The sequence below is a fragment of the Pseudomonas sp. SMN5 genome, assembly GCF_052041925.1.
GTDB lineage: Bacteria > Pseudomonadota > Gammaproteobacteria > Pseudomonadales > Pseudomonadaceae > Aquipseudomonas.
Window position 1 is genome coordinate 19,923 of the sequence record NZ_JBKGGX010000029.1, and the last position, 21,670, is coordinate 41,592.

Annotated in this window: 22 protein-coding genes, 3 tRNA genes and 1 pseudogene; 13 read left to right on the plus strand and 13 right to left on the minus strand. The window is 59.5% G+C overall.

Features of this window, described 5'->3' with window-relative positions; all coding sequences use genetic code 11:
• Window positions 1-120: 120 nt before the first annotated feature.
• Window positions 121-561 carry an Lrp/AsnC family transcriptional regulator gene (locus ACLEJR_RS23140; protein WP_440799464.1) on the plus strand — a complete coding sequence of 147 codons (441 nt, stop codon included), beginning with the start codon at window positions 121-123 and terminating at the stop codon, window positions 559-561.
• A 205-nt stretch (window positions 562-766) separates the two neighbouring features.
• On the opposite strand, the gene ACLEJR_RS23145 is transcribed toward ACLEJR_RS23140, so the two are convergent.
• Window positions 767-1,438, minus strand: coding sequence for a Bax inhibitor-1/YccA family protein (locus ACLEJR_RS23145; protein ID WP_440799461.1), 672 nt, complete (start codon window positions 1,436-1,438; stop codon window positions 767-769).
• Window positions 1,439-1,562: 124 nt separating this feature from the next.
• Here ACLEJR_RS23145 and ACLEJR_RS23150 point away from each other — a divergent pair.
• From ACLEJR_RS23150 to ACLEJR_RS23160, 3 genes are all read left to right on the plus strand, one after another.
• A tRNA-Ser gene (locus ACLEJR_RS23150) sits at window positions 1,563-1,650 on the plus strand.
• Between the two features lie 131 nt (window positions 1,651-1,781).
• On the plus strand, window positions 1,782-2,636 hold the full coding sequence (locus ACLEJR_RS23155) for an SPFH domain-containing protein (RefSeq protein WP_440799458.1): 855 nt from the start codon (window positions 1,782-1,784) through the stop codon (window positions 2,634-2,636).
• 192 nt (window positions 2,637-2,828) lie between these two features.
• On the plus strand, window positions 2,829-4,622 hold the full coding sequence (locus ACLEJR_RS23160; protein WP_440816761.1) for a DAHL domain-containing protein: 1,794 nt from the start codon (window positions 2,829-2,831) through the stop codon (window positions 4,620-4,622).
• A 121-nt stretch (window positions 4,623-4,743) separates the two neighbouring features.
• On the opposite strand, the gene ACLEJR_RS23165 is transcribed toward ACLEJR_RS23160, so the two are convergent.
• A complete protein-coding gene (locus tag ACLEJR_RS23165; protein ID WP_440799456.1) occupies window positions 4,744-4,935 on the minus strand; it encodes a DUF2188 domain-containing protein in 192 nt (63 codons plus the stop codon).
• Window positions 4,936-5,046: 111 nt separating this feature from the next.
• Window positions 5,047-5,946, minus strand: coding sequence for a polysaccharide deacetylase family protein (locus ACLEJR_RS23170; protein WP_440816763.1), 900 nt, complete (start codon window positions 5,944-5,946; stop codon window positions 5,047-5,049).
• 236 nt (window positions 5,947-6,182) lie between these two features.
• Between ACLEJR_RS23170 and ACLEJR_RS23175 the strand changes: the two genes are divergently transcribed.
• Window positions 6,183-6,437 carry a DUF6555 family protein gene (locus tag ACLEJR_RS23175; RefSeq protein ID WP_245145449.1) on the plus strand — a complete coding sequence of 85 codons (255 nt, stop codon included), beginning with the start codon at window positions 6,183-6,185 and terminating at the stop codon, window positions 6,435-6,437.
• A 150-nt stretch (window positions 6,438-6,587) separates the two neighbouring features.
• Window positions 6,588-6,818 carry a hypothetical protein gene (locus ACLEJR_RS23180; protein WP_440799450.1) on the plus strand — a complete coding sequence of 77 codons (231 nt, stop codon included), beginning with the start codon at window positions 6,588-6,590 and terminating at the stop codon, window positions 6,816-6,818.
• A 17-nt stretch (window positions 6,819-6,835) separates the two neighbouring features.
• Here the strand turns inward: ACLEJR_RS23180 and ACLEJR_RS23185 are convergent, their stop codons facing one another.
• A complete protein-coding gene (locus ACLEJR_RS23185; protein WP_440799447.1) occupies window positions 6,836-7,063 on the minus strand; it encodes a PLD nuclease N-terminal domain-containing protein in 228 nt (75 codons plus the stop codon).
• A gap of 89 nt (window positions 7,064-7,152) precedes the next feature.
• Window positions 7,153-7,338 (minus strand): hypothetical protein, encoded by a 186-nt coding sequence (locus ACLEJR_RS23190; protein WP_440816766.1) that lies wholly within the window; start codon window positions 7,336-7,338, stop codon window positions 7,153-7,155.
• Window positions 7,339-7,583: 245 nt separating this feature from the next.
• Here ACLEJR_RS23190 and ACLEJR_RS23195 point away from each other — a divergent pair, with 245 nt between their 5' ends.
• Complete coding sequence (locus ACLEJR_RS23195) at window positions 7,584-7,946, plus strand: NUDIX hydrolase (RefSeq protein ID WP_440799441.1); 363 nt, start codon at window positions 7,584-7,586, stop codon at window positions 7,944-7,946.
• A 16-nt stretch (window positions 7,947-7,962) separates the two neighbouring features.
• On the opposite strand, the gene ACLEJR_RS23200 is transcribed toward ACLEJR_RS23195, so the two are convergent.
• Window positions 7,963-8,439, minus strand: a complete 477-nt coding sequence (locus ACLEJR_RS23200) for a hypothetical protein (RefSeq protein WP_440816769.1) — start codon at window positions 8,437-8,439, stop codon at window positions 7,963-7,965.
• Window positions 8,440-8,509: 70 nt separating this feature from the next.
• Here ACLEJR_RS23200 and ACLEJR_RS23205 point away from each other — a divergent pair, with 70 nt between their 5' ends.
• The gene (locus tag ACLEJR_RS23205; RefSeq protein ID WP_440799505.1) at window positions 8,510-8,932 is read left to right on the plus strand and encodes a type II toxin-antitoxin system HicB family antitoxin; all 423 of its coding nucleotides are present in this window, start codon (window positions 8,510-8,512) and stop codon (window positions 8,930-8,932) included.
• A gap of 328 nt (window positions 8,933-9,260) precedes the next feature.
• Here ACLEJR_RS23205 and ACLEJR_RS23210 read toward each other — a convergent pair whose 3' ends face one another.
• A complete protein-coding gene (locus ACLEJR_RS23210; protein ID WP_440816771.1) occupies window positions 9,261-9,755 on the minus strand; it encodes a hypothetical protein in 495 nt (164 codons plus the stop codon).
• Window positions 9,756-10,171: 416 nt separating this feature from the next.
• On the opposite strand from ACLEJR_RS23210, the gene ACLEJR_RS23215 reads away from it, so the two are divergent.
• Both ACLEJR_RS23215 and ACLEJR_RS23220 read left to right on the plus strand, forming a co-directional pair.
• On the plus strand, window positions 10,172-10,321 hold the full coding sequence (locus ACLEJR_RS23215; protein ID WP_440816774.1) for a DUF4224 domain-containing protein: 150 nt from the start codon (window positions 10,172-10,174) through the stop codon (window positions 10,319-10,321).
• 61 nt (window positions 10,322-10,382) lie between these two features.
• Window positions 10,383-11,413: pseudogene (locus tag ACLEJR_RS23220) on the plus strand (site-specific integrase).
• A gap of 84 nt (window positions 11,414-11,497) precedes the next feature.
• Here the strand turns inward: ACLEJR_RS23220 and ACLEJR_RS23225 are convergent.
• Together ACLEJR_RS23225 and ACLEJR_RS23230 are read right to left on the minus strand one after the other, a co-directional pair.
• Window positions 11,498-11,584: transfer RNA gene (locus ACLEJR_RS23225), tRNA-Leu, on the minus strand.
• Between the two features lie 186 nt (window positions 11,585-11,770).
• A tRNA-Cys gene (locus tag ACLEJR_RS23230) sits at window positions 11,771-11,844 on the minus strand.
• 349 nt (window positions 11,845-12,193) lie between these two features.
• On the opposite strand from ACLEJR_RS23230, the gene ACLEJR_RS23235 reads away from it, so the two are divergent.
• The 3 genes from ACLEJR_RS23235 (at window position 12,194) to ACLEJR_RS23245 (ending at window position 15,101) form a co-directional block, all read left to right on the plus strand.
• The gene (locus ACLEJR_RS23235) at window positions 12,194-13,015 is read left to right on the plus strand and encodes an SRPBCC family protein (protein ID WP_440798462.1); all 822 of its coding nucleotides are present in this window, start codon (window positions 12,194-12,196) and stop codon (window positions 13,013-13,015) included.
• The gene (locus ACLEJR_RS23240; protein WP_440798460.1) at window positions 13,015-14,187 is read left to right on the plus strand and encodes a zinc-dependent alcohol dehydrogenase; all 1,173 of its coding nucleotides are present in this window, start codon (window positions 13,015-13,017) and stop codon (window positions 14,185-14,187) included. Before ACLEJR_RS23235 ends, ACLEJR_RS23240 begins: the two co-directional genes overlap by 1 nt.
• Window positions 14,188-14,321: 134 nt before the next feature.
• Window positions 14,322-15,101 carry a TSUP family transporter gene (locus tag ACLEJR_RS23245; RefSeq protein WP_440816777.1) on the plus strand — a complete coding sequence of 260 codons (780 nt, stop codon included), beginning with the start codon at window positions 14,322-14,324 and terminating at the stop codon, window positions 15,099-15,101.
• On the opposite strand, the gene nudC is transcribed toward ACLEJR_RS23245, so the two are convergent.
• The 4 genes from nudC to ACLEJR_RS23265 all read right to left on the minus strand — a co-directional run bounded on the left by nudC (window position 15,069) and on the right by ACLEJR_RS23265 (window position 21,548).
• Window positions 15,069-15,899: an NAD(+) diphosphatase gene (nudC, locus tag ACLEJR_RS23250; RefSeq protein WP_440816780.1), complete on the minus strand. Its 831-nt coding sequence runs from the start codon at window positions 15,897-15,899 to the stop codon at window positions 15,069-15,071. The genes ACLEJR_RS23245 and nudC overlap by 33 nt on opposite strands.
• Before the next feature lie 6 nt (window positions 15,900-15,905).
• Window positions 15,906-16,718, minus strand: coding sequence for a crotonase/enoyl-CoA hydratase family protein (locus ACLEJR_RS23255; RefSeq protein WP_440816783.1), 813 nt, complete (start codon window positions 16,716-16,718; stop codon window positions 15,906-15,908).
• A 244-nt stretch (window positions 16,719-16,962) separates the two neighbouring features.
• Entirely contained in the window at window positions 16,963-18,447 is a 1,485-nt protein-coding gene (locus tag ACLEJR_RS23260) for an efflux transporter outer membrane subunit (protein WP_440816785.1), read from the minus strand.
• Window positions 18,444-21,548 carry an efflux RND transporter permease subunit gene (locus ACLEJR_RS23265; RefSeq protein ID WP_440798450.1) on the minus strand — a complete coding sequence of 1,035 codons (3,105 nt, stop codon included), beginning with the start codon at window positions 21,546-21,548 and terminating at the stop codon, window positions 18,444-18,446. Before ACLEJR_RS23265 ends, ACLEJR_RS23260 begins: the two co-directional genes overlap by 4 nt.
• Window positions 21,549-21,670 lie beyond the last annotated feature (122 nt).

The window sequence follows — 21,670 nt, forward strand, 5'->3', positions numbered from 1 at the left end:
AGCAAGTGGGCACAGTATGCCGAGCCGATACAGGGCTTCTCCATGGTTTGAAAAAGGCTAGACTGCGATCTGGCCTTTTTTATCAAGGCGATTTTCCCAATTCGCCTAACGGAGTCAAAGATGACCGACGATATCGACCAGATTCTCATCAGCGCCCTGATGGAAGACTCCCGCCGCTCCCTCAAGGCCCTGGCGAACCTCAGTGGCCTGTCCGCCCCCAGCGTTGCCGAGCGCCTGCGCAGGCTCGAAGAGCGTGGCGTGCTCAGGGCTTATACCGTGGAAGTGGACCCGAAGAGCTTCGGTTATCAGTTGCAAGCCATCGTACGCATCCGACCGCTGCCTGGGCAGTTGCAGGAAGTGGAACGGCAGATCCAGGCGATTGCCGAATTCACCGAATGCGACAAAGTGACCGGCGAAGACTGCTTCATCGCCCGGCTGCATGTGCGTTCGATGGAGCAGTTGGATACCTTGCTGGACAGACTCAATGTCCACGCCGAGACCAATACGGCAATCGTCAAGAAGACCCCGGTCAAGCGTCGGTTGCCGCCAATGGCTGAATAGATGGGGAATTTATATACGCCATAGCACCACTGTGGGAGCGAGCCTGCTCGCGATAGCGGTGGACCAGCTTGCATTGATGTCGAATGAACCGCCGCCATCGCGAGCAGGCTCGCTCCACAGGATGAACGCAACCGTCCAGATCCGGCCACAAAAAAACGGCGCTTCCCCTATTCAGGAAAGCGCCGTTCTTCTAACCGCGATGGGATCAGTCGTCACGGCCCATCAGGCCAAACAACTGCAGCAAGCTGACAAACAGGTTGTAGATCGAAACATACAGGCTGATGGTCGCCATGATGTAGTTGCGCTCACCGCCGTGGATGATCGCGCTGGTCTGATACAGGATGCAGACCGACGAGAACAGCACGAAGCCAGCGCTGATCGCCAGTTGCAGGCCGCTGATCTGGAAGAAGAAGCTGGCCAGAACCGCACCCAGCAACACGAAGAAACCCGCGGTGATGAAGCCGCCCAGGAAGCTCATGTCCTTGCGGGTAATCAGTACGTAGGCCGACAGGCCACCGAATACCAGCGCGGTCATGGCGAAGGCCGAGCTGACAACTTCGGCGCCGCCCTGCATCTGCAGGTAACGGTTGAGGATCGGGCCGAGCAGGAAACCCATGAAACCGGTCAGGGCGAAGGCGGATACCAGGCCCCAGGCCGAATCACGGAGCTTGTTGGTCAGGAAGAAAAGGCCATAGAAGCCGATCAGCACGACGAAGATGTTCGGGTACCCTACCCGCATCTGTTGTGCGACGTAGGCCATCACACCGCTGAAAGCGAGCGTGAGTGCCAGCAGGCCATAAGTGTTGCGCAGGACGCGGCTAACCTCTAGCTGCTCAGCCTGCACGCTGTTGTTCACTGCGTAATCCTGTTCGCGCATGGCGACACTCCTCCGGTTTTGAAACATTCAGTGGCAAGGATAATAACAGACGCTCTGTAACAAGCTACGTAGAGAGTTTGACAGTGTGTTTCATTCGGGTATTATGGCGCCCGCAACGCAATACGGAGGTGTGGCCGAGTGGTTTAAGGCAACGGTCTTGAAAACCGTCGACTGTAACAGGTCCATGAGTTCGAATCCCATCGCCTCCGCCATTTTCCTACGAAAAAGCCCTGATCATTCAGGGCTTTTTCGTGTCTGGCGTTCAAGAAAACCGGCATTGGTCTGCACAAATGGCGACCTGACGTTGCGCTGCAATCCTCCCCACGTCATCAAGGAAAGAAAAGTGACCAGCAAAACCATCAGCTCCTTCGTTGCGGCCATCATCGGCGTTGTTCTGTTATGCGTATTCTTCGGCAGTTGGTACACGGTGGATGAAACCGAGCGCGGTGTATTGCTGCGCAACGGCGCGCTGGTCGGGGTCGTGGAACCGGGCCTGTCGTTCAAGATGCCCTTCATCGAGTCGGTGCGCCTGATCAGCATCCAAAGCCAGGTCACCGCCTATGAAGACCTCCAGGCCTACAGCAAGGATCAACAGTCCGCCGAACTGAAGGTCTCGGTTTCCTGGCATATCGCGCCGTCCGACGTGGCAAAGGTATACACCCAGTTCAAGGACATCGAAGGCATCCGTGACCGCATGATCAGCCGCCAAGTGCCGACCCAGGTCGAGAACGTCTTCGGGCGCTTCAACGCCGTGGCCGCCGTGCAGAATCGTGTCCAACTGGTCAATGACATTTCAGCCGCCATCAAATCCACCATCACGGGCCCCGTGATCATCGACAGCGTCCAAGTCGAGAACATCGACTTCAGCGATGCCTACGAAAAAGCTATCGAAGCGCGCATGGCGGCGGAGGTGCAAGTCAAGACCCGTGAGCAGCAGCTCGCCACCGAGCAGGTTCAGGCGCAGATCCGGGTGACCCAGGCCCAGGCAGAAGCCGATTCGCAAGTTGCCCAGGCCAAGGCCGACGCGCTGGCCACCGAGCTTCGGGGCAAGGCCGAGGCCGAGGCCATCAAGGCGCGGGCTCAGGCCCTGGCGAGCAACCAGAACCTGGTGGAACTGACCAAGGCCGAGCGCTGGAATGGCGTCCTGCCAACCACCGTATTACCCAACAGCGCCCTGCCCTTCATCGACGTCAAGTAAACCCCGGCGCGCGGCCTACCATGGCCGCGCCCACCCAATCCACTGACCGTCTCGTTAGCGCTACACTCGGAGGTCAGGCTGTTTCAACGCTGCATGCGCAAGCATCAAGGCCCTATCGTACAGCGCCTGGCATGCCTCCCCACACGGAGCTTCACCGACGCCTTCGATAGAGACGCTGCAAAGGAGACTGGCGTGACCAACCTTATTGGAAAATACAAATGGCCCGCCTTGTTGGCCGTCGCGCTGGTGGTGTTCAGCGCCTTGATATTCTTCCTGATCAAGTCCTACACCTACGACTCCTCGACTTACTTTGAATCCCGTGACTTCATTCGCCAGCTCAAACAATCCGATGCGAACTGGAACGTAAAGATCCTCAGGAAGAAGATCGGATTCAATAACAGCCTGTCGCTGCTGCCCCCGGCGGACGCAGGCAGTCGATGGGCGCAATTGGAGCGGCTCAACAAATCCGGTCCGTTGGCGGGTCTGTGGGCCTCCAGGCGCCAGGGCTACGTGGACGCGGTCAAGAACAAGACCGTGCTGGTCGAGCAATTCGAACAGCACAACGCCAGACTGCGCGCTTCCCTGGATGCACTGCCGCTGGTTGAAGACGAGATTCAGACGCAGCTCAAGGAGCTGGACACGCAAAATCCTGATCACCGCGTGACCGCTGCGTCCAGGGTGCTGGAACTGTCGCTGACGACGCTGGAGTTCGCGCTGTATGTCACAGCAGACAAAGCCCAGGAAGTACAAAGCCAGCTTGATGAACTGGCGCCCTACATCCAGCAATTGCCGCCACCCCAACAGATGCCCTTCAATACCTTGGCCGAACACGTCAGGACCATTCTCCAGGAACAACCGCTGGTCAACGACCTGCTCGATCGTGTCAGTGTCATTCCAGTGGCCCAGGAGCTGGACAACATCAATGAACTGCTGAACGAAACACAACGAAGGACAGCCGCGACGGACCGTCAGTACCATATTTACCTCGCGGTATGTGCCAGCCTCATGGCGCTATTGATGATCTACCTGGCGGTGCGTCTGGTGCGCAGCTACGCCGTCATCAACCTGATCAATCAGCAACTGCAATCGTCCAATGACCGGCTCGAGGAACGGGTACAGGAACGCACCCGTGAATTGAAGGAAGCCGAACGCGAACTGATGGATGCCGCACGCATGGCGGGCATGGCGGAGATCGCCACGAATGTGCTGCATAACGTCGGCAACGTGCTCAACAGCGTGAATATCTCCGCCGAGCTGGTGACCCGCAAGCTCAAAAACAGCAAGACTATCGGGCTAGGAAAAGCGGTCAACATGATGAACGAGCACGCCGACGATCTGGGCCACTTCATCACCCAGGATGAAAAGGGCAAGTTGCTGCCGCGCTATTTCAATGAACTGGTGGGCTCCATCGCTGCCGAACAGGCGCTGCTTATCGACGAGCTGGCGCAAGTGACCAAGAGCATCGACCACATCAAGGAAATTGTCACCACTCAACAGTCCTACGCAGGGGCCGCCCGACTGATCGAACCGCTCAACGTCAGCGACCTGTTCGAAGATGCGTTGCGCATGAACGCCGGCGCGCTGAGCCGTCATCACGTGACGGTCATCAAGGACTACCAGGACGCCCCCGCGATCCTCGGCGACAAACACCGACTGCTACTGATTCTGATCAACCTGATCAGCAACGCGAAGTTTGCCATGTCCAACACTTCTGAGCCGCGTGAAATGATCCTAGGCATCCGGATCGTCGATCAGACCACGCTGTGCCTGAGCGTGAAGGATCGAGGTGAAGGGATTGCCCCCGAGAACCTGGCGCGGATCTTCAATCATGGCTTCACGACCCGCAAGGATGGCCATGGCTTCGGCTTGCACAGTTGCGCGCTGGCCGCCGTTGAGATGAATGGCCGTTTGCATGTCCACAGTGACGGCCCGGGTCAGGGGGCGCTGTTTACCCTTGAGATTCCATTGGAGCGCGCGCCCACCTGATCGAGTGAGCCAGGACGTTGTGGGAGCGAGCCTGCTCGCGATAACGGTCCGGCAGCCGATAAAGATGCCGGATGTGACGGCCTTATCGCGAGCAGGCTCGCTCCCACAGGAGGCTAGTCCGTCACTTCACATTGACAGCCCGCGCCCTACGCTCTTTTCTGGCCGGTAACGCCGCGGCGTAGGCCAGTGCCTCCTCGCGTGACGCAAAGGAGCCCAATCGGTCAGCCTGGGTACATACCCGCCAGGGTCCGCTGTTCACGCTGAGTACGTCATAACCATTGATGTGCATTTTCGTCAGCATCGCACTGCTCATAGTCACCTCCTGCGAGCTAAACCTGGGTTACGTCACCCACCATACTCCAGTTCGCGACTGGGTAACGACCGAGTGTCGCAACGCGTAGCGACGCCGCACAGCCGCGGCCCCTCAGTGGGAATCCGAATCCCACAGCCAGTCCCACAGACCGGGCAGATGCACCGGCTGCCCGGCATTCTTGACCGTACGAGCCATGGCCGCTCGCTCCAATGCCAAGCGGTCATCGTAGAATGGCTTGACGTCCGTACTCATGCCCGTCTCACGGGCTGCGTCGAGCAGGATCTGCAGATACTCCCGGGTATGTCGGGCGGTGTAGCGGTTGAGGTCGTGAAAGGTGACCACTACCGGAATCACGCCATCGACGGCAGGCAGTTCGTTTGCAGCGATACGCTCACGCACTTCAGAGAGTTGGCGCACCAGGTTGATCCGCCGTCGCGGGCTGGCGGTGAACCCCCAGACCTTGCCATCGTTGGCGCTCAGGTCCGTCAGCAGTATGTGCAGCCCATGCTTCTGGTAGGCAGCGAAGGTACGCCGGTCGTAGCTCCAGAACGGCGGCCGCAGCAGGACGGGCGCCGCCCCGGTAATGGCAGCGATGTCGGCGCTGCCATCGACCAGGGAGTGTTCCAGCACATCCGGGCTGAGGAAACGGTGATTGTCGTGTCCGTTGGTAGCGGTATGAAAGCCGAGTATGTGGCCTTCGCGTTGCTCCCGGTGCATCACCGAACGCCCGATATCACTGTTGCCGGCCCTCAATGCGCGGGTCTGGACGAAAAAAACCGCCTTGATACTGGGCTGCACAGCGTTATGGGCAAGCGCATCCAACACTTGTTTGCTCGGGTTCCAGAACGATGACGCGCTGGGGCCATCATCGAATGTCAGCAGAAAACGGATCGGGGGGTGTTCCTTCAAGCGTTGCTCGGTTTGCGGGGTCAGTTCGATGGGAGGACGGATGCACCCCGACACACCGAAGGCGAGGACTGTTACAACCAGCGCCCGGGTGATTCTCTTCATGTTTCGCCTTATATAATGCTGCAATGCCCTGCCGTTGATCCCTGGCCACGGTGTAAAAGCTCACCTTGGAGAAGGTTAACCGGGTTTGGTTCCGAGCGGCGAGCAATGCGTATTCACACGGCTGGCCGGCGGGCCTCTCCCGTGGACGATGAGTCTCATTTCGACCGTCTGGAAATCCGATGGAATTTTCCGCACGCCTCCGTATCCATCCGTATAGGACTAATTAGGGAGGATTTATGGGCGGGCCATCGCTTTACATCATCGACTACATGCTCCACGGCGAGCCGAAGTCATTCATCATCCGCGCCGAGGTGATGAATAACTCAGAAGCTTGGCATTGGGCCAGTTGCGACGCGGGTGTTGGGCGTATACCCAAATTCGGCAGGGAGAAAGTCAAGCGGGTGTCAAAACCCCTTGCGGAGAAATATGGCATTACCGACGTGCGCTGGCGTGCCAGTGTCGCGCCGTCGTGGATTAAGGAGTCCGGCTGATTCGAAAAAACATGTTCCGGTGCCCGGCTGTCCAGCCGGACACCGGTTTCTTCGACAGATCCAAAATAATTCAACTACTCTTAATCAACAGTGCAAACCGCCGCTGGTGGGTATTGCGCTGCCTCATCCACCCATCCATGGAGGTGTGACATGTCGGAAAAAGAGTCCATCACCACCCTGCTCACCTTGCTGGAATCACGTCAGGTCCGACTGGCTGCGGCCTGCAAGGAAATCGCCGACTGGGTCGACAACCAGGGCGGGCATCCCACAGCCGTACGCATCCGTGACCGACTCAACGATATCGAGAAAGATACCCCGTCGATCCAGAGCGCACTGACCTCACTCAAACCGGTCGAGCGACCGCTGCCCAGGTTCCGCTGAGCTTCGCGCTACAGAGCCTAGCCTTTACTGTGTTCGGCAGATGTCGGACCCTCCTTGATACCACGCGGTCCGGCAACACCCCAGATGACCAGGCCCAGCACGGGCAGGATAATCAGCAACAGGGCCCAGCCAGCCTTGGTTCCGGCCGACTTGTCGCTACGAAACACACTGACGATTGCCCACAAATCCACAAGCAGCAAAATTACCGCAACGGCAATCCAGAAATAACTGGCTAATTCAGACATGGTCTAATCCTCTTGTCGGTCTATGGATTAGGCACACCCCCGCGTGGACCGTTCAAAGAATTTGCCGCTTCGCTCCACCGTCCTCGCATCTATGCTCGCTCATTCAGATACTCGACCCAACGCTCATAGGCCTCATGTTGGAGTCGAACAGTTTCCTCCCAGACTGCCCCGGTCATTTGGCGGGCACAAATGAGCTTCATCATTTCAGCCGTCGCTGCGTCGAGTTCCATCAGGAGCTCGTGAGATTTGACTCGGAAATCGTCAAGGCTAGTCATTTCTCCTCACTTCCCCATGCCGGGGTCTGCGGTTCACCCAACATGGATGCGTTTTTTGCCCTCTGATTCATTTTAGGCGATGACCGGTCCGCGCTGATGCCAGCCGCCCAAAGGCGGGACATGAAAAGCATCGTTCCCACTTGGTTGCGGTCGGATTGATAAGCGACATATAACGGCGCGCTGGTGACTTACGCGCTAATATTTCAGTCATATTTCAGTTTTATGACACCCACTCAGGCATGACCATGAAAATTCGAGCGACCGTCATCTGCGAAGAGGAACGCCAAGTGCTGTTGGTGCGCAAGCCCAACAGCCGTTGGGCGCTGCCAGGCGGTACCGTCGAGCGTGGTGAAACCTATACGGACGCGGCCATCAGAGAGCTCGCGGAAGAAACCGGATTGACCGCCGAAAACCTGCTGTACCTGATGAAGGTCAAGGACGGGACCACCGAACACCATGTATTTGAAGTGTCGGTCGCCAATCTCACCGAGGCCGGACCGCGCAACGAAATCAGCGATTGCCTGTGGCACCCATTGGATGCGATGGCCCAACTGCAATTGAAAAAAGGTACGCGGGAAATCCTCGAGGCGTTTCGGCGCAGGCTGTAATGCTACCGCGTGTCATCTATTGGGATTCCGACGGCTCCGATAGCCGGGCATCGGCGTCCTGTTCGGCTGACGAGCCTTTCGGCGGGATCCAATACGCATCCCGCACTTCATCCAATGCCTGCCAGGGTTCGGCGCCGAACCGGGCATTTGGGCAATCCGATTCATGGGTAAACCTGAGCGCTCGATCACGCTCGGACTGCTCCGCACCGCAGCCTTTGCATTTCACGGTCTGATTTCGCAGGGCCCAGCTTTCATGCCAGGCGATCAGCTTTTCGAGAGGAGTCACTTGCTGCATTCCGCTTAAAACCTGTACAAAAATATAATTCATGTACAGGTTATTGGCTACCCGGTCGCTCATACGCCGCTGAGCTGCGCACTGATCTGGAAAATTGCGGAGCAGAAAGGTACTGGCAATCAGGGTGTTGGCTGCGCCTCCGCTACATTTGATGCGCGTGTCAAAGATCCACGAACAAACGTATTCCTGAATGATCATTAAACAACTGGGGCTCTAAGGGCCCCCTTCGCCATTCTGCAAGCTGAACGATCACCTCCGAGGAATGACCATGTACGACTTTGCACTTCGATTTGAACAAGACGCCACCGGTGTGGCTGTCTTCTGCCGGGACTTGCCCGAGCTGAACAGCTTTGGGGATGACGTCGAGCACGCGATAAGCGAGGCGATGGACGCTTTCGAGACAACCCTGTCGCTGTATGTCGATCAGCGCCGAGCTATTCCGTCGGCATCCGCTCCCCAGGATGGCGAGCACGTTGTTCACCTGCCAGCGGTGACCGTGGCGAAGATCGCGCTGTGGAACGAAATGATGGCGCGGGATATGCGCAAGGCCGACCTGTGCCGATTGCTGGGTGTTGCCCAGACCCAGGGCGACCGCCTGATGGACTTTCTCCACACTTCCAAAATGGAAGCGATCGAGAAAGCCCTGGCCGCCCTTGGAAAGCGCGTAACGCTAACCGTCGAGGCAGCCTGAATAGGTACGCGTGTCTTTCCACGCCGTCCGCCGAAGACTGACCCAGCGTCGACGCCCCAATGCATCGATCTCGCCGTTCCAGTCTCGCGCCACCCAGAAAGCATTTGAGGTCGGAGTGCGAGGGCTGCCGGCGTTGTTTCCGTACGTCGCACTGTCCGGCTATCGACGTCCAGGCCTTCCCGAAGGCTGTCCTGGCTACAGGTGCGAGAGTGGGATCGAACCCCGGGCCATTCGCTTACAAGGCGACTGCTCTACCGCTAAAGCTATGACGGCGAATTTGAGGTAATAAAAAACCCGACGCTTGGCCGGGCTTTCTTTTGTATCTAGATCAGCGAGAGCATGCGATCTTACTTAGCTTGACGAGGACTTGTTTCAGTCTCTCATCATCAATGCCAAGCTTCTTCAGCGTTTGCTCCGGGTCTGTAGTCAAGGGAGCCAGGGTTTTGATGTCTGCAAACGAAACTGTTGCAGCCGGCTCACCCTGCTCATCAAAGACTTCCATCATTGCGACTCCTTGCGATTGAGTTATTGGCGTCTTGGCGCCAGCGACAATCCTAGGAACCGCCAATAAAAAACCCGGCGCGGTGGCCGGGTTCTGTGTCGCATTCAGCTTGGCTCGCCGCTTATCAAGCTCCGCCGTTTCCTCGCCCCGTCTGGGCATCCTGGTCAGACCCTGGATTTCCAGGAGGCGGATCCCAGTCTGCGGGCCTATAACCTTCGCCTTGCTTCGGCTCAGACTCGGCCTGACCAAGACCGGAATCATGATCCTCGCCGGTGTTAGGAGCATCTTCATCTGGGCCTGGGTATGGGGCTTCTGGCCCATTGTTGTCGTCCACCATAGCGTATCTCCTCTGTGGAGCGCAGGATCTGCGCATACAGTTGTGATGGATAGCTATGCCAGGAAGTGCAAGAGCGGCGACGGGCGGGCAATAAAAAGCCCGACACAACGGCCGGCCTCTTTATCCAATCCCCGATACGCGCAGGAATGACAGGATGGGTATAATTTCGCTCATCCGCTCATTGAAGTGGTCGCTTTAAACAGAAACAGCTTCGGGGCTGGGGTCCTAACCAGGGCCTGGAATGCAGAGATGGCCTGCACCTTTCGCTCCTTGTGGGTGCTGTACTTCGCCACCAGCGCATCCCAATGCTTTTGCTCAAGCGCGCTGTGGAGTCGCGCAGAAACCGACGCCGACCTACTGACCACCACCTTCTGCCGCCACGCGCGGCATGGAGACCGATATGAGCATCAGTGAGTTCTTGAGCCACGAAGAAGTGTGTGAGCTGACCGGAGCCAAAACCAAGGCCAACCAGATCGCTGTCTTGTGCAAAACGGCATCAGGCACACCATCAAGCGTAGCGGCTGGCCCTGTGTCACTACTGCAGCGCTGATCGCCGGAAAAGTTGAACTACCGACAGAGCGCGCGAAATGGCAACCGCGTAAGGCGGGATGATGGGCAGAAAACCGACATACCCTGGAAGCATCCCCCGCCTGCGCCTCCGCAAGCGCGGGGCAAGATCTATTACCTATACGACACCGGCGGCAAGCCACGCAAAGAGATCTCACTGGGGACTGATTACGGGCTGGCTATCATGGAGTATGCCAAGCTCGAGCAGACAAGAACCGCATCAGCCCTGGCGAAATCAGTGCTGACCTTTGCCTATGTTGCCGACCTCTATATGAAGGAAGTCGTCCCAACCAAGTCGGCTGCAACCCAGAAAGACAACAAGCGCGAGCTGAAAAACTTGCTCGATTTCTTCAACGACCCGCCGGCCCCGCTGGAGGATATTGAGCCACAACATGTGCGGCAATACCTTCGGGAGCGAGGAAAGGTCGCGCCAGTTCGGGCAAACAGGGAAAAGGCGCTACTCAGCGCTATCTGGAACTTCGCGCGCGAGTGTGGATACACCTCACTTGCCAACCCCTGCGCCGGGGTAAAGGGGCATAAGGAGACCGGCCGTGATGTAAACGTCGAGGACGACATGTTCGCAGCGGTCTACGCAAAGAGCGATCGTCCACTCCATGACGCCCTGGACCTTTTCTATCTGACCGCTCAGCGAATCGCCGATACCCTGAAAATGGATGAACGGGACATCAAGGATGGAACACTTACAGTTTCCCAGAACAAGACCGGAGCGAAGCGCCGGATTGAGATTATTGGGGAATTAAAGGCCGTGATTGATCGCATTGCGGCCAGAAAGGCGGGCTACAAGGTCAGATCGACCCGACTTGTAGTGATGGAGGACGGGCAACCTATGACCGTGAGCATGCTGCGCAAGCGCTTCGACGACGCCCGGGAGGCAGCCGGCATTCCAAAGGCTGCGTTTCAGATGCGGGATCTGCGTGCAAAGGCCGCTACCGACAAAGAAGAGTCGACAGGCAGCATAAGAGAGACCAGGGACCAGCTTGGGCACACTACCGTAAGCATGACGGAACAGTACATTCGCCGGCGCCGCGGGGCCAAAGTTACGCCGACGAAATAAGCGAATTGCGGAAATGATTTTCTGATTGCGGAAAACACAAAGGGCTCGCCCGGCAGAGAAAACCGTGCAAACCCTTGATCTAGATGGTGCCCGAAGCCGGAATCGAACCGGCACGCCCTTACGAGCGGGGGATTTTAAGTCCCATGCGTCTACCAGTTTCGCCATTCGGGCGGTAGCGCGTTCAAGCCATGGAGAGGCTTTGGATAACCTGGTCTCCGGCTGATGCAGCAGAGGGGGAAATATATACATCCCCACCCCATGAAGCAAGGTTGCATCTGTCCTTTTCGAGACAAAATCTTGCGACAGCCTAAAGCAAAAAAGCTCTGTAAATCATAGATCTACAGAGCTTTCTAAAAGTGGAGGCCGAAGTCGGAATCGAACCGGCGTAGGTGGATTTGCAATCCACTGCATAACCATTTTGCTATTCGGCCTCAAGACGCCTGATGCGATGCAACCACATCAACCGTTGTACGAACCTGCTAAGGAAACAGTACGCTCACTGAGCGCTATCTCCTTGAAAACATTGAGATTTTATAGACCCCAGTGCGTTCGATGGGCGCAATTATGTACTCATTTACCTGGACTGGCAACCCCTTGATTTCAAAAAAAAATCGGTCAGCGAGCGACGTTTTGCACTGCGTGTACGGACTCGATGCCGGGCGACGCTTGGCCGGGGCGCTGCCACCCGCCTCATCGGAAACCCCGCATGCCGATGGAACAACCGCGCCCCTTACCGGTTCATTCCTTATGTCTTCTGCGGATTTACAAGGATCACTCATCATGACCGAACGTCCTCAACTGGTTGCGAGTCGGGCAGCGGTGCCGACCCCGTCGCATCCCAATCTCGGCACACCGGAACGGACAGTGTCGCTGCTGGCCGGCACGCTGTTGATCGCCAACGGCCTGCGCCAGGGCGGGCTTAAGGGTTGGACCCAGGCTCTGGTCGGGGCCTGCGCTGCGTGGCGCGGGTATTCCGGTGCCTGCCGAATCAAGAGTGCATTGGCCCATACCCCGTTCGAACGCGCTTTCGAGCAGGATCGGGGTTGGGACGGCAGCAAAGTGATTTCCCGCAGCATCACCGTGAACAAGCCACGTGAAGAGGTATTCGCATTTTGCCGTAATCCGGCAGAGCTCGGTGCTCTGGTGCCCTGGATCGATGCGATCGAGCAAACCGGCGAACATACCTATCGGTGGGTTGCCAATGGGCCGAGGGACAAGGTCCTGTATTGCGACCTTGAACAGTCCGAGCCCAAGGAGGGCCGCAAGCTGCACTGGATCGCGGCGCCACAGACACGCTTCAAACATGATATCCAGATGCTTTTCAGCGACGCGCCGGCTGGCCGTGGCACGCAGATCAAGGTGATCGTGGCCTGCGAGACCTCGTTTGGTACCGCCGGTTATGCCCTGGCCGCCGCTGTCTCCAAGTTCTCCGACAAGGCCCTGCTGAACCTGCTGCGCAGCATCAAACAACAGCTGGAAACCGGCGAAGTCACCACGAACCGGATGCGTGCTCAGGGTGCCAGGGATTTCCTGTTCGTCCACCCGGCTGCCAGTGCGGCGCAAGCCCCTACAACCACCCCGACCATTGGAGGTACCGCCTGATGCGCGCATTGACCTGGCAGGGCCCGAACAAATTGCAAGTCGAGACCGTCGACGATCCCTCCATTCTCAATCCCCGCGATGCCATTGTCCGCGTATTGCTGTCGTCAGTCTGCGGCTCGGACCTGCATCTGCTGGGCGGCTATGTGCCAACCATGCAGGCCGGCGACATCATCGGCCATGAGTTCATGGGGGAAGTGGTGGAGACTGGCTCGGCCATCACGCAGTTCAAGAAAGGCGATCGGGTGGTCACGGTGTCGATTATCGGTTGCGGGCATTGCGAGCATTGCCAGCGCTCGGATTTTTCCTGCTGCGACAACTCCAACCCCAACCCCACCGCAACCGAGGTTGCGTATGGCCAGCCGGCTTGCGGCATCATCGGTTACAGCCACGCGTTCGGCGGTTTTGCCGGCAGCCACGCGACTTATATCCGCGTACCGTTTGCCGACGTGAACCTGTTTACCATTCCCGAAGGTGTCAGCGATGAGCAGGCCGTGTTCGTCTCCGATGCGGTACCCACCGGTTATTTCGCCGCCGACAACGCCGATATCCAGCCCGGCGATACCGTAGCGGTCTGGGGATGTGGCGGCGTCGGCCTGATGGCGATCACCAGCGCCTATCTGTTGGGCGCCGAACGGGTCATCGCCATCGACCGTTTTGCGGATCGCTTGCGCCTGGCGGAAGAAAAAGCCGGGGCGATTGCCCTCAACTACGAAACAACTGACGTGCATGCCGCCTTGCTGGAGCTGACCGGCGGCCGGGGCCCGGACCGCTGCATCGATTGCGTCGGCATGGAAGCCCATGGCACCGAACTCGACTATGTCTACGACAAGACCAAGCAAATGATGCGGCTGCACACCGAACGCGGGACGGTGCTGCGTCAGTCGATCCGGGCCTGTCGCAAGGGCGGCACGGTTTCGGTGGTGGGCGTGTATGGCGGCTTGCTCGACAAGTTCCCGATGGGAGCCATTGTCAACAAGGCGCTGACCTTGCGCTCGGGACAGCAACCCGGCCAGCGGTACGTGAAGCGCCTGTTCGAGCATATTCAGAAAGGTGAACTGGACCCTTCCTACCTGCTGACCCATCCCATGGGTCTGGAACAGTCGGCGCAGGGTTATGCCATGTTCAAGGACAAGCGCGAAAACTGTTTGCGGGCCGTGTTTCGACCAGAGTGAAACGTAGCGAGGGCGTTCGCGCCCTCGCCACCGACCCTGTAAGTGTCCTGATAGAGTCGCAGCCCGTTGCCATTATGGGTAACATACCGGCTTTCCCCGCAGCCCTTCTGCGCCTCGCCGAATAAGCCCATTCCATGCCTTTTGAACTCAGCGTCGACCTCACTACCCTCGCTATCCTCGCCATTGTCGCGTTCATTGCCGGTTTCATCGATGCCATCGCCGGTGGCGGTGGCCTGCTGACCACGCCCGCCCTGCTCACTGCCGGCCTGCCGCCCCATCTGGTCCTGGGGACCAATAAGCTCAGTTCGACCTTCGGCTCGGCCACGGCCAGCTTTACATTCTACCGGCGCAAGCTGTTCCACCCCCGGCAGTGGACCCACGCCCTGGTCGGCACCCTGGTCGGCGCCTTGACCGGTGCCATCGTTGCGCATTACCTGCCCGCCGAGTGGCTGAACAAGATGCTGCCGGTGATCGTCTTCGCCTGTGGCCTGTATCTGCTGTTTGGCGGTACGCCCAAGGCACCGCTGGACAGCAATGCGCCGATCAAGAAGAAGTGGCAATCGCCCCAAGGCTTTACCCTGGGCTTTTATGACGGCGTGGCCGGCCCGGGTACCGGGGCGTTCTGGACGGTAAGCAGCCTGCTGCTCTACCCCATCGACCTGGTCAAGGCCAGCGGCGTGGCGCGTAGCATGAACTTCGTCAGCAACATCGCGGCGCTGGCAGTGTTCATCTTTTCTGGACAGGTGGATTGGGTGATCGGCCTGAGCATGGGCCTGTCGGTCATGGTCGGAGCGTTCTTCGGTGCCCGCACCGCCATCAGCGGCGGCGCGAAGTTCATCCGACCGGTGTTCATCACCGTGGTCCTGGGGTTGACCGTGCGCCTAGCCTGGCAGCACTGGTTCAGCATGGCCTAGACGCCGCGCCACGTAGAGATCGATCAGGTAGCGTGCAATGGAGCGCGAGGCCGGCAGCGGTGGCAAGTTGTGGATGCTGAACCACTGGGCATCCTCGATTTCTTCTTCCTGGCAAACGATCTCGCCACTGGCGTATTCCGCGTGGAACCCCAGCATCATCGAATGAGGAAACGGCCAGCACTGGCTGCCCATGTACTGGATATTCTTCACTTCGATGCTGACTTCTTCGCGCACCTCGCGAATCAAACAATCCTCCATCGACTCGCCCGGCTCGGCGAAGCCGGCCAACGTGCTGTAGACGCCCGGAACGAAGCGGTAGGAACGCCCTAACAGAATCTCGTCGCCGCGGGTGATCAGTACGATCATGCTCGGCGAAATCCGTGGGTAGTGACGCAGATCGCAACCGTCGCAATACATGGCCCGCTCCCCTGGGATCTGGCTCATTCGCTTGCCGCAACTTCCGCAGAAACGATGTTCCCGGGCCCAAGTGCCGATCTGCGCCGCGTAGCCCAGCACCTTGTACAAGGCGTGATCGTCCTCGAGCATAAACGCCCGAAGGCCTTTCCAGTTGCAACCGGGAATGTCCAGCGAGCTGTGTAGTTCCAGCAGATAGACCGGCTCGCCATCGAGGTGCCCGATACCATGCTCGGCCAGAACCGACAGTTCCTGGCGCTTGAGCCAGTCGCGGGGAAACAGCGCACCATTGGCATCGTACAGAAAGCCTTCCGGGCTTCGGGCAACCGCCCAGCCGCCAGGAAGATCGGTATCGAGTACTGCGGTGGTCCAGCGTTCAATCATGATCAATCAATCCAGAAATTCGGGTTTCTGTTTGCTCATATGGGCGGCCATGGCCACGCGCAGGTCAGTCGATTGCAGCATGGCGGCGTTCCAGGTCGCGACGTATTCCAGCCCGTCGTCGATGCGGTGATCGCGCATGTAGCTGATCATTTCCTTGGTACCGGTCACGGCAATCGGCGACTTGGCAGCTATTTCCCGGGCAATGCCCATCACACCGTCAAGCAGGCTGGCGGTATCGCTGTAGACACGATTGACCAGGCCGATGCTGCGCGCTTCGTCAGCACCAAAGGTGCGCCCCGTATAAGCGAGTTCACGCAGCATGCCGTCCCCGATGATCCGGGGCAAGCGTTGCAATGTGCCAACATCGGCCGCCATGCCGATGTCGATCTCCTTGATGGAGAATTGCGCATCCTGGGCTGCATACCGCATGTCGCAGGCGCTTATCAGATCGATGGCGCCGCCCAGGCAGTAACCCTGGACCGCCGCCAGTACCGGTTTTCGGCAGTTGTCCACGGCATTGAACGAGGCTTGCAGTTGCACGATCTTGCGCCGCAGCACGCGCGCGTTACGCCCTACATCCTTGCCCAGTTCATTGGCCACCCCCGCCAACATCATCAGGTCGATCCCGGAGGAAAAATGCTTGCCGGCACCGCTGAGCACCACCACCCGAGCTTCGTCGGTGTCGTCGATCCACTGGAAAATCTCGATGATCTCGCTCCAGAACGCGGCATTCATCGAATTGATCTTTTCCGGGCGGTTGATTTGCACATGGGCAATGTTGTCTGCAAGTTCGACGGTGAACGCTTGGTATTGCGACATGGCAGTGATCCTTTACCGGTTGAAAAGAGGCTTGAACTATAGCAAGGCTATGAGACAGGTCGTAGACAGTGCATCGGCCAAATGCGGGACTTGGTGGCTGTAATAAAAATCACCCGTGGCGAGGGAGCTTGCTCCCGCTTGAGCGCGAAGCGCTCATAAAAATGGGGCCGCTGCGCAGCCCAGCGGGAGCAAGCTCCCTCGCCACGGGTTTACCGGACTCCCAGTGAAGAACGGTATGCCCCATTTACTCGGGCTTCTCCCCCGCTTCCATCTGCCCATCCCAACCCCCACCTAGCGCGGCGATCAGTTGCACACTGGCGATCAGCCGGCTCTGCTGCAAGCTCAGCACGCTGCGTTCATTACTCAAGGCCGTGGCCTGGACGGTCACCACGTCGAGGTAGGCAATCAGCCCGGCCTTGTACTGGTTCTGGGTCAGGCGCAGGGATTCACGGGCGGCATCCAGGGCTTCCTGGCGCACGCGGGCTTCGTCTTCCAGCACCTTGAGCTGGATCATGTAGTTTTCCACTTCGCGCAGGCCGTCGAGCACGGTCTGGCGGTAGGTGGCGACGGTCTGGTCGTAGGCGGCGATGGTGCGGTCGACCTCCGCCGAGCGCTGGCCGCCGTCGAACAAGGTCATGGCCAGCTGCGGCCCCACCGACCAGAAACGGTTAGGTACGCTGATCCAGTTGTCGTAGGTACTGCTGCTGTAGCCGCCACTCAGGCTGAGGGTGAAGTCCGGGTAATAGGCGGCCTTGGCTACGCCGATGTTGGCATTGGCGGCCATTACCGAACGCTCGGCCGAGGCGATGTCAGGCCGGCGCTCCAGCAGCTGCGACGGCAACGCTACCGGGATCTGCGGCAATGACGGGATGTCCTGGGTTTCGCCCAGGCTGAATTCGGCCGGAGGCAGGCCCATCAACACGGCAATGGCGTTTTCGAATTGAGCCCGCTGCCAGATCAGGTCGATCAAATCGCCCTGGGTGGTCTTTAGCTGGTTCTGCGCCTGGGCCACCGCGTCCTTGCCGGAAACGCCGGCACGGTACTGGTTTTCGGTCATCTTCAACGAGCGCTGATAGTTGTCCAGGGTGGTCTGCAACAACCGCTTCTGCTGATCGATCACCCGCAACTGCAGGTAGTTCTGCACCAGCTCGGACTGCTGGCTCAGGCGCATCGCGGCCAGGTCGGCAAAACTGGCCTGGGCGCTGGCCTCGTCGGCTTCCAGCGTGCGCCGCAGCTTGCCCCAGACATCCGCCTCCCAGCTCACGCCGGCCTGGGCACTGTAGGTGTCGCGGATGCCGCTGGCCGAGCTGCTGAGGCTTGAATTGCTGCTGCCGGTACCCTGGCTCGAACGGTTCTTGCCGACGGTCAGGTCCACGGTCGGGAAAAATGCGCCCCGGGCACTGCGAGCCAGGGCCTGGGCCTGGCGATACTGGGCTTCGGCCTGGGCCACGGTCTGGTTAGAGGTGTTGAGCTTTTCCACCAGGCCGTTGAGTTGGGCATCGCCGTACAGCTCCCACCAGGCGCCACGGGCAAGTGCGTCGCTGGGGTTGGCCTGGCGCCAGCCCTGGGCCTCCTTGTATTGCGCCGGTGCGGCAGCCTCCGGGCGCTGATAATCCGGGCCGATGGCGCAAGCACTGAGCAGCGCCACGCACAGCGCCAGGCTCAGCGCCCGCGAACCACGGGCAGTCGTGAGCGCGGTGGCAAGGTTGAAAAGCGAACGGTCGTTCATAGCGGAGTTTCCAGGGCAGCATCAGTGCGCACGCCGCGCCAGCGATTGAAACGATGGCGCAGTTTGTCGAGATAGAGATAAACCACAGGCGTGGTGTACAGGGTCAGGATCTGGCTGAACACCAGCCCGCCAATGATGGTCAGGCCCAGCGGCTGGCGCATCTCCGCGCCTTCGGCGCTGCCGAGCAGCAGCGGCAAGGCACCGAGGATTGCGGCCAGGGTCGTCATCAGGATGGGTCGCAACCGCAGCAGGCAGGCACTGCGGATCGACTCCTGCGGTGACTGGCCGCCACGTTCCAGTTGCAGGGCGAGGTCGATCATCAGGATCGCGTTTTTCTTCACCACGCCGATCAGCAGGAACAGCCCGAGCAACGAGATCAGGCTGAACTCCCCCCCCAATACGTAGATCGACAGCAGCGCACCGACCCCGGCCGATGGCAAGGTGGACAGGATCGTCAGCGGGTGGATATAGCTTTCGTACAGCACGCCCAGCACCAGGTACACCGCCAGCAATGCCCCGAGGATCATGAACGGCTGACTCTTCTGGGTGGCGGCGAACGCATCGGCGGTGCCGGCCATTTTCGCGATGACATCCTCGGGCATCCCCAGCTTGGCAATGGCCCGCTCGATGGCCGCCGTGCCCTGCTCCACGGTCACGCCCTCGGCCATGTCGAACGAAATGCCCTCGGAGGCGAACTGGCCCTCATGACTGACCCGGTCGTCCTCCAGGCTGTTCTCGTAATGCGCGATCGTCGACAGCGGCACCCGCGCCCCCTCGGCGGTGATTACCTGGACCTGTTCGAGGGTGTTCGGGTCCTGGGCATACTTGGGATTGACCTCCATCACCACCTGGTACTGGTTCAGGCTGTCGTAAATGGTGGAGATCTGCCGCTGGCTGTAGGCGTTGTTGAGCACTGCCGTGACCATGCTCATGTCGATGCCCAGGCGCTTGGCCTGGTCGCGATCCACCACCAGCGTCACTTGCTGCGCCCCGCCCCCGTCGCGGGCATCGATGGCGGTCAGCTCCGGCAGGGCCCTGAAAGCTGCCGTGACCTTGGGATACCACTCGCGCAGCGACGCCAGGTCAGCGCTTTGCAGAATGTAGGAATATTGCGACGTGGTCTGCTCGCGGCCGCCACCGAATTGCAGGTCCTGGTCAGCCATCAGCATCAGCTGCGCACCCGGCACCTTGGGCATTTCCTTGCGCAGGCGCTCGATGACCTTCTGCGCGGAAATATTGCGCTCCTTGATCGGCTTGAGGCGCACCAGCATGAACGCGTTGTTGGTGCCGTTGTTGCCGCCGATGAAACCGGCAACGCTCTGCACCGCGTCGTCCTTGAGTACCGCGCGGCGGAAGATTTCCATCTTCGGCTGCATCACATTGAACGACAGCCCGTCGTCGCCGCGTACGAAGCCGATCAACTGGCCTGTGTCCTGTTGCGGCATGAAGGTTTTCGGCACTACCACATACAAGGCGACGTTCACACCGATGGTCAGCAGCAGGCTCAGCAAGGTCAGTCGCCGATGGCGCAGCACCCAGTCAAGGCTCGTGGCATAGCCGCGGACCATGCGGTCGTTGAGGCGCAGGCTCCAGCGCTGCAGACGGTTTTCCTGTCCGGGCACGTGGGGCTTGAGCCAGCGGGCGCAGAGCATCGGTGTCAGCGTCAGGGAAACCACCAGCGAGACGACGATGCAGGCCGCCAGGGTGATGGAAAACTCGCGAAACAGGCTCTCGATGATCCCGCCCATGAACAGGATCGACAGGAAGACCGCCACCAGCGAAACGTTCATCGACAATAGAGTGAAGCCCACCTCTTCGGCGCCGCGGTACGCGGCCTGCATCGGCGGCACGCCTTCGTCGATGTGCCGGGAAATGTTTTCCAGCACGACGATGGCGTCGTCCACCACCAACCCGGTGGCAAGGATCAACGCCATCAACGACAGGTTGTTCAGGGAAAAACCGTACAGGTACATCACCGCGAACGTACCCACCAGCGATACCGGCACCGCCAGGGTCGGGATCAGCGAAGCGCGGAAGTTGCCCAGGAACAGGAACACCACCAGCACCACCAGCGCTACGGCGATCAGCAACGTCATTTCCGCTTCATGCAGCGTCGCCTTGATCACCGGCGAACGATCCATCGCCAGGTTCAACTTGACGCTGGCCGGCAGCACCGCCTGCAAGGCCGGCAGTTGTGCCTTGATTTCGTTGACCGTCTCGATGATGTTGGCCCCGGCCTGGCGATTGATCACCAGCAACACGGCCGCGTCGTTATTGAAGAAGCCGCTGTTGTAGCGGTCCTCGACGCTGTCGGCGACTTTCGCCACGTCCTTGAGCCGCAGGACCGAACCGTCCTGGTAACGGATGATCAGCGTTTCGTAGTCCTTGGCCTTTTCCAGCTGGTCGTTGGCCTGGACCTGCCACATGCGCCGGTCGTCCTCCACCGAACCCTTTGGCCGGCGCACGTTGCTGTTGGCGATGGCCGTGCGCACATCGTCCAGCGCGACGCCGTACTGGTTGAGCAACTGCGGCTCCAGTTCGATGCGCACCGCCGGCAGGGAGCTGCCGCCGATCTGCACCTCGCCGACTCCGGAGACCTGGGACAGGCTCTGAGACAGGATGGTCGATGCCAGGTCGTAGAGCTGGCCTTTTTCGAGGACGTCCGAGGTCAGCGACAGCACCATGATCGGCGCCTGGGACGGGTTGACCTTCTTGTAGGTGGGCATGCTGCGCATGCCGCTGGGCAGCAAATTGCGCGAGGCGTTGATGGCCGCCTGTACCTCCCGGGCGGCGCCGTTGATGTCGCGATCAAGGTCAAATTGCAGGATCACCCGGGTGGAGCCCTGGCTGGAGCGGCTGCTCATGGTGTTGACCCCGGCGATGGCGCCGAACGAACGCTCCAGCGGCGTGGCCACCGTCGACGCCATCACCTCGGGACTGGCGCCTGGCAGGTTGGCCTGGACGACAATCACGGGGAAATCCATCTGCGGCAGCGGCGAGACAGGCAACAGCCCGAAACACACGCCGCCGAGCAGCATGATCGCGAAGCTCAGGAGCATGGTCGCCACGGGGCGGCGGATGAAGGGGCCGGAGAGGTTCATGGGCAAGCGCTCCAGCCATCAGGCGCCATGCAGCAAACACTTTTGTGGCCGACGCTTTTTTGGCGAGGGAGCTTGCTCCCGCTTGAGTACGCAGCACTCACCAAAAGGTCTGCTGCGCAGCC

Bases quoted from the DNA above. Each gene is read 5' to 3' on its own strand.
- ACLEJR_RS23140 (WP_440799464.1), top strand. From the start codon at position 121: ATGACCGACGATATCGACCAGATTCTCATCAGCGCCCTGATGGAAGAC.
- ACLEJR_RS23165 (WP_440799456.1), bottom strand. From the start codon at position 4,935: ATGAGCAGTGCGATGCTGACGAAAATGCACATCAATGGTTATGACGTA.
- ACLEJR_RS23215 (WP_440816774.1), top strand. From the start codon at position 10,172: ATGAGCATCAGTGAGTTCTTGAGCCACGAAGAAGTGTGTGAGCTGACC.
- ACLEJR_RS23170 (WP_440816763.1), bottom strand. From the start codon at position 5,946: ATGAAGAGAATCACCCGGGCGCTGGTTGTAACAGTCCTCGCCTTCGGT.
- ACLEJR_RS23255 (WP_440816783.1), bottom strand. From the start codon at position 16,718: ATGTCGCAATACCAAGCGTTCACCGTCGAACTTGCAGACAACATTGCC.
- ACLEJR_RS23180 (WP_440799450.1), top strand. From the start codon at position 6,588: ATGTCGGAAAAAGAGTCCATCACCACCCTGCTCACCTTGCTGGAATCA.
- ACLEJR_RS23185 (WP_440799447.1), bottom strand. From the start codon at position 7,063: ATGTCTGAATTAGCCAGTTATTTCTGGATTGCCGTTGCGGTAATTTTG.
- ACLEJR_RS23260 (WP_440816785.1), bottom strand. From the start codon at position 18,447: ATGAACGACCGTTCGCTTTTCAACCTTGCCACCGCGCTCACGACTGCC.
- ACLEJR_RS23210 (WP_440816771.1), bottom strand. From the start codon at position 9,755: ATGGGCCAGAAGCCCCATACCCAGGCCCAGATGAAGATGCTCCTAACA.
- ACLEJR_RS23265 (WP_440798450.1), bottom strand. From the start codon at position 21,548: ATGAACCTCTCCGGCCCCTTCATCCGCCGCCCCGTGGCGACCATGCTC.
- ACLEJR_RS23240 (WP_440798460.1), top strand. From the start codon at position 13,015: ATGCGCGCATTGACCTGGCAGGGCCCGAACAAATTGCAAGTCGAGACC.
- ACLEJR_RS23235 (WP_440798462.1), top strand. From the start codon at position 12,194: ATGACCGAACGTCCTCAACTGGTTGCGAGTCGGGCAGCGGTGCCGACC.
- ACLEJR_RS23200 (WP_440816769.1), bottom strand. From the start codon at position 8,439: ATGATCATTCAGGAATACGTTTGTTCGTGGATCTTTGACACGCGCATC.
- ACLEJR_RS23205 (WP_440799505.1), top strand. From the start codon at position 8,510: ATGTACGACTTTGCACTTCGATTTGAACAAGACGCCACCGGTGTGGCT.
- ACLEJR_RS23245 (WP_440816777.1), top strand. From the start codon at position 14,322: ATGCCTTTTGAACTCAGCGTCGACCTCACTACCCTCGCTATCCTCGCC.
- ACLEJR_RS23145 (WP_440799461.1), bottom strand. From the start codon at position 1,438: ATGCGCGAACAGGATTACGCAGTGAACAACAGCGTGCAGGCTGAGCAG.
- ACLEJR_RS23175 (WP_245145449.1), top strand. From the start codon at position 6,183: ATGGGCGGGCCATCGCTTTACATCATCGACTACATGCTCCACGGCGAG.
- nudC (WP_440816780.1), bottom strand. From the start codon at position 15,899: ATGATTGAACGCTGGACCACCGCAGTACTCGATACCGATCTTCCTGGC.
- ACLEJR_RS23195 (WP_440799441.1), top strand. From the start codon at position 7,584: ATGAAAATTCGAGCGACCGTCATCTGCGAAGAGGAACGCCAAGTGCTG.
- ACLEJR_RS23190 (WP_440816766.1), bottom strand. From the start codon at position 7,338: ATGACTAGCCTTGACGATTTCCGAGTCAAATCTCACGAGCTCCTGATG.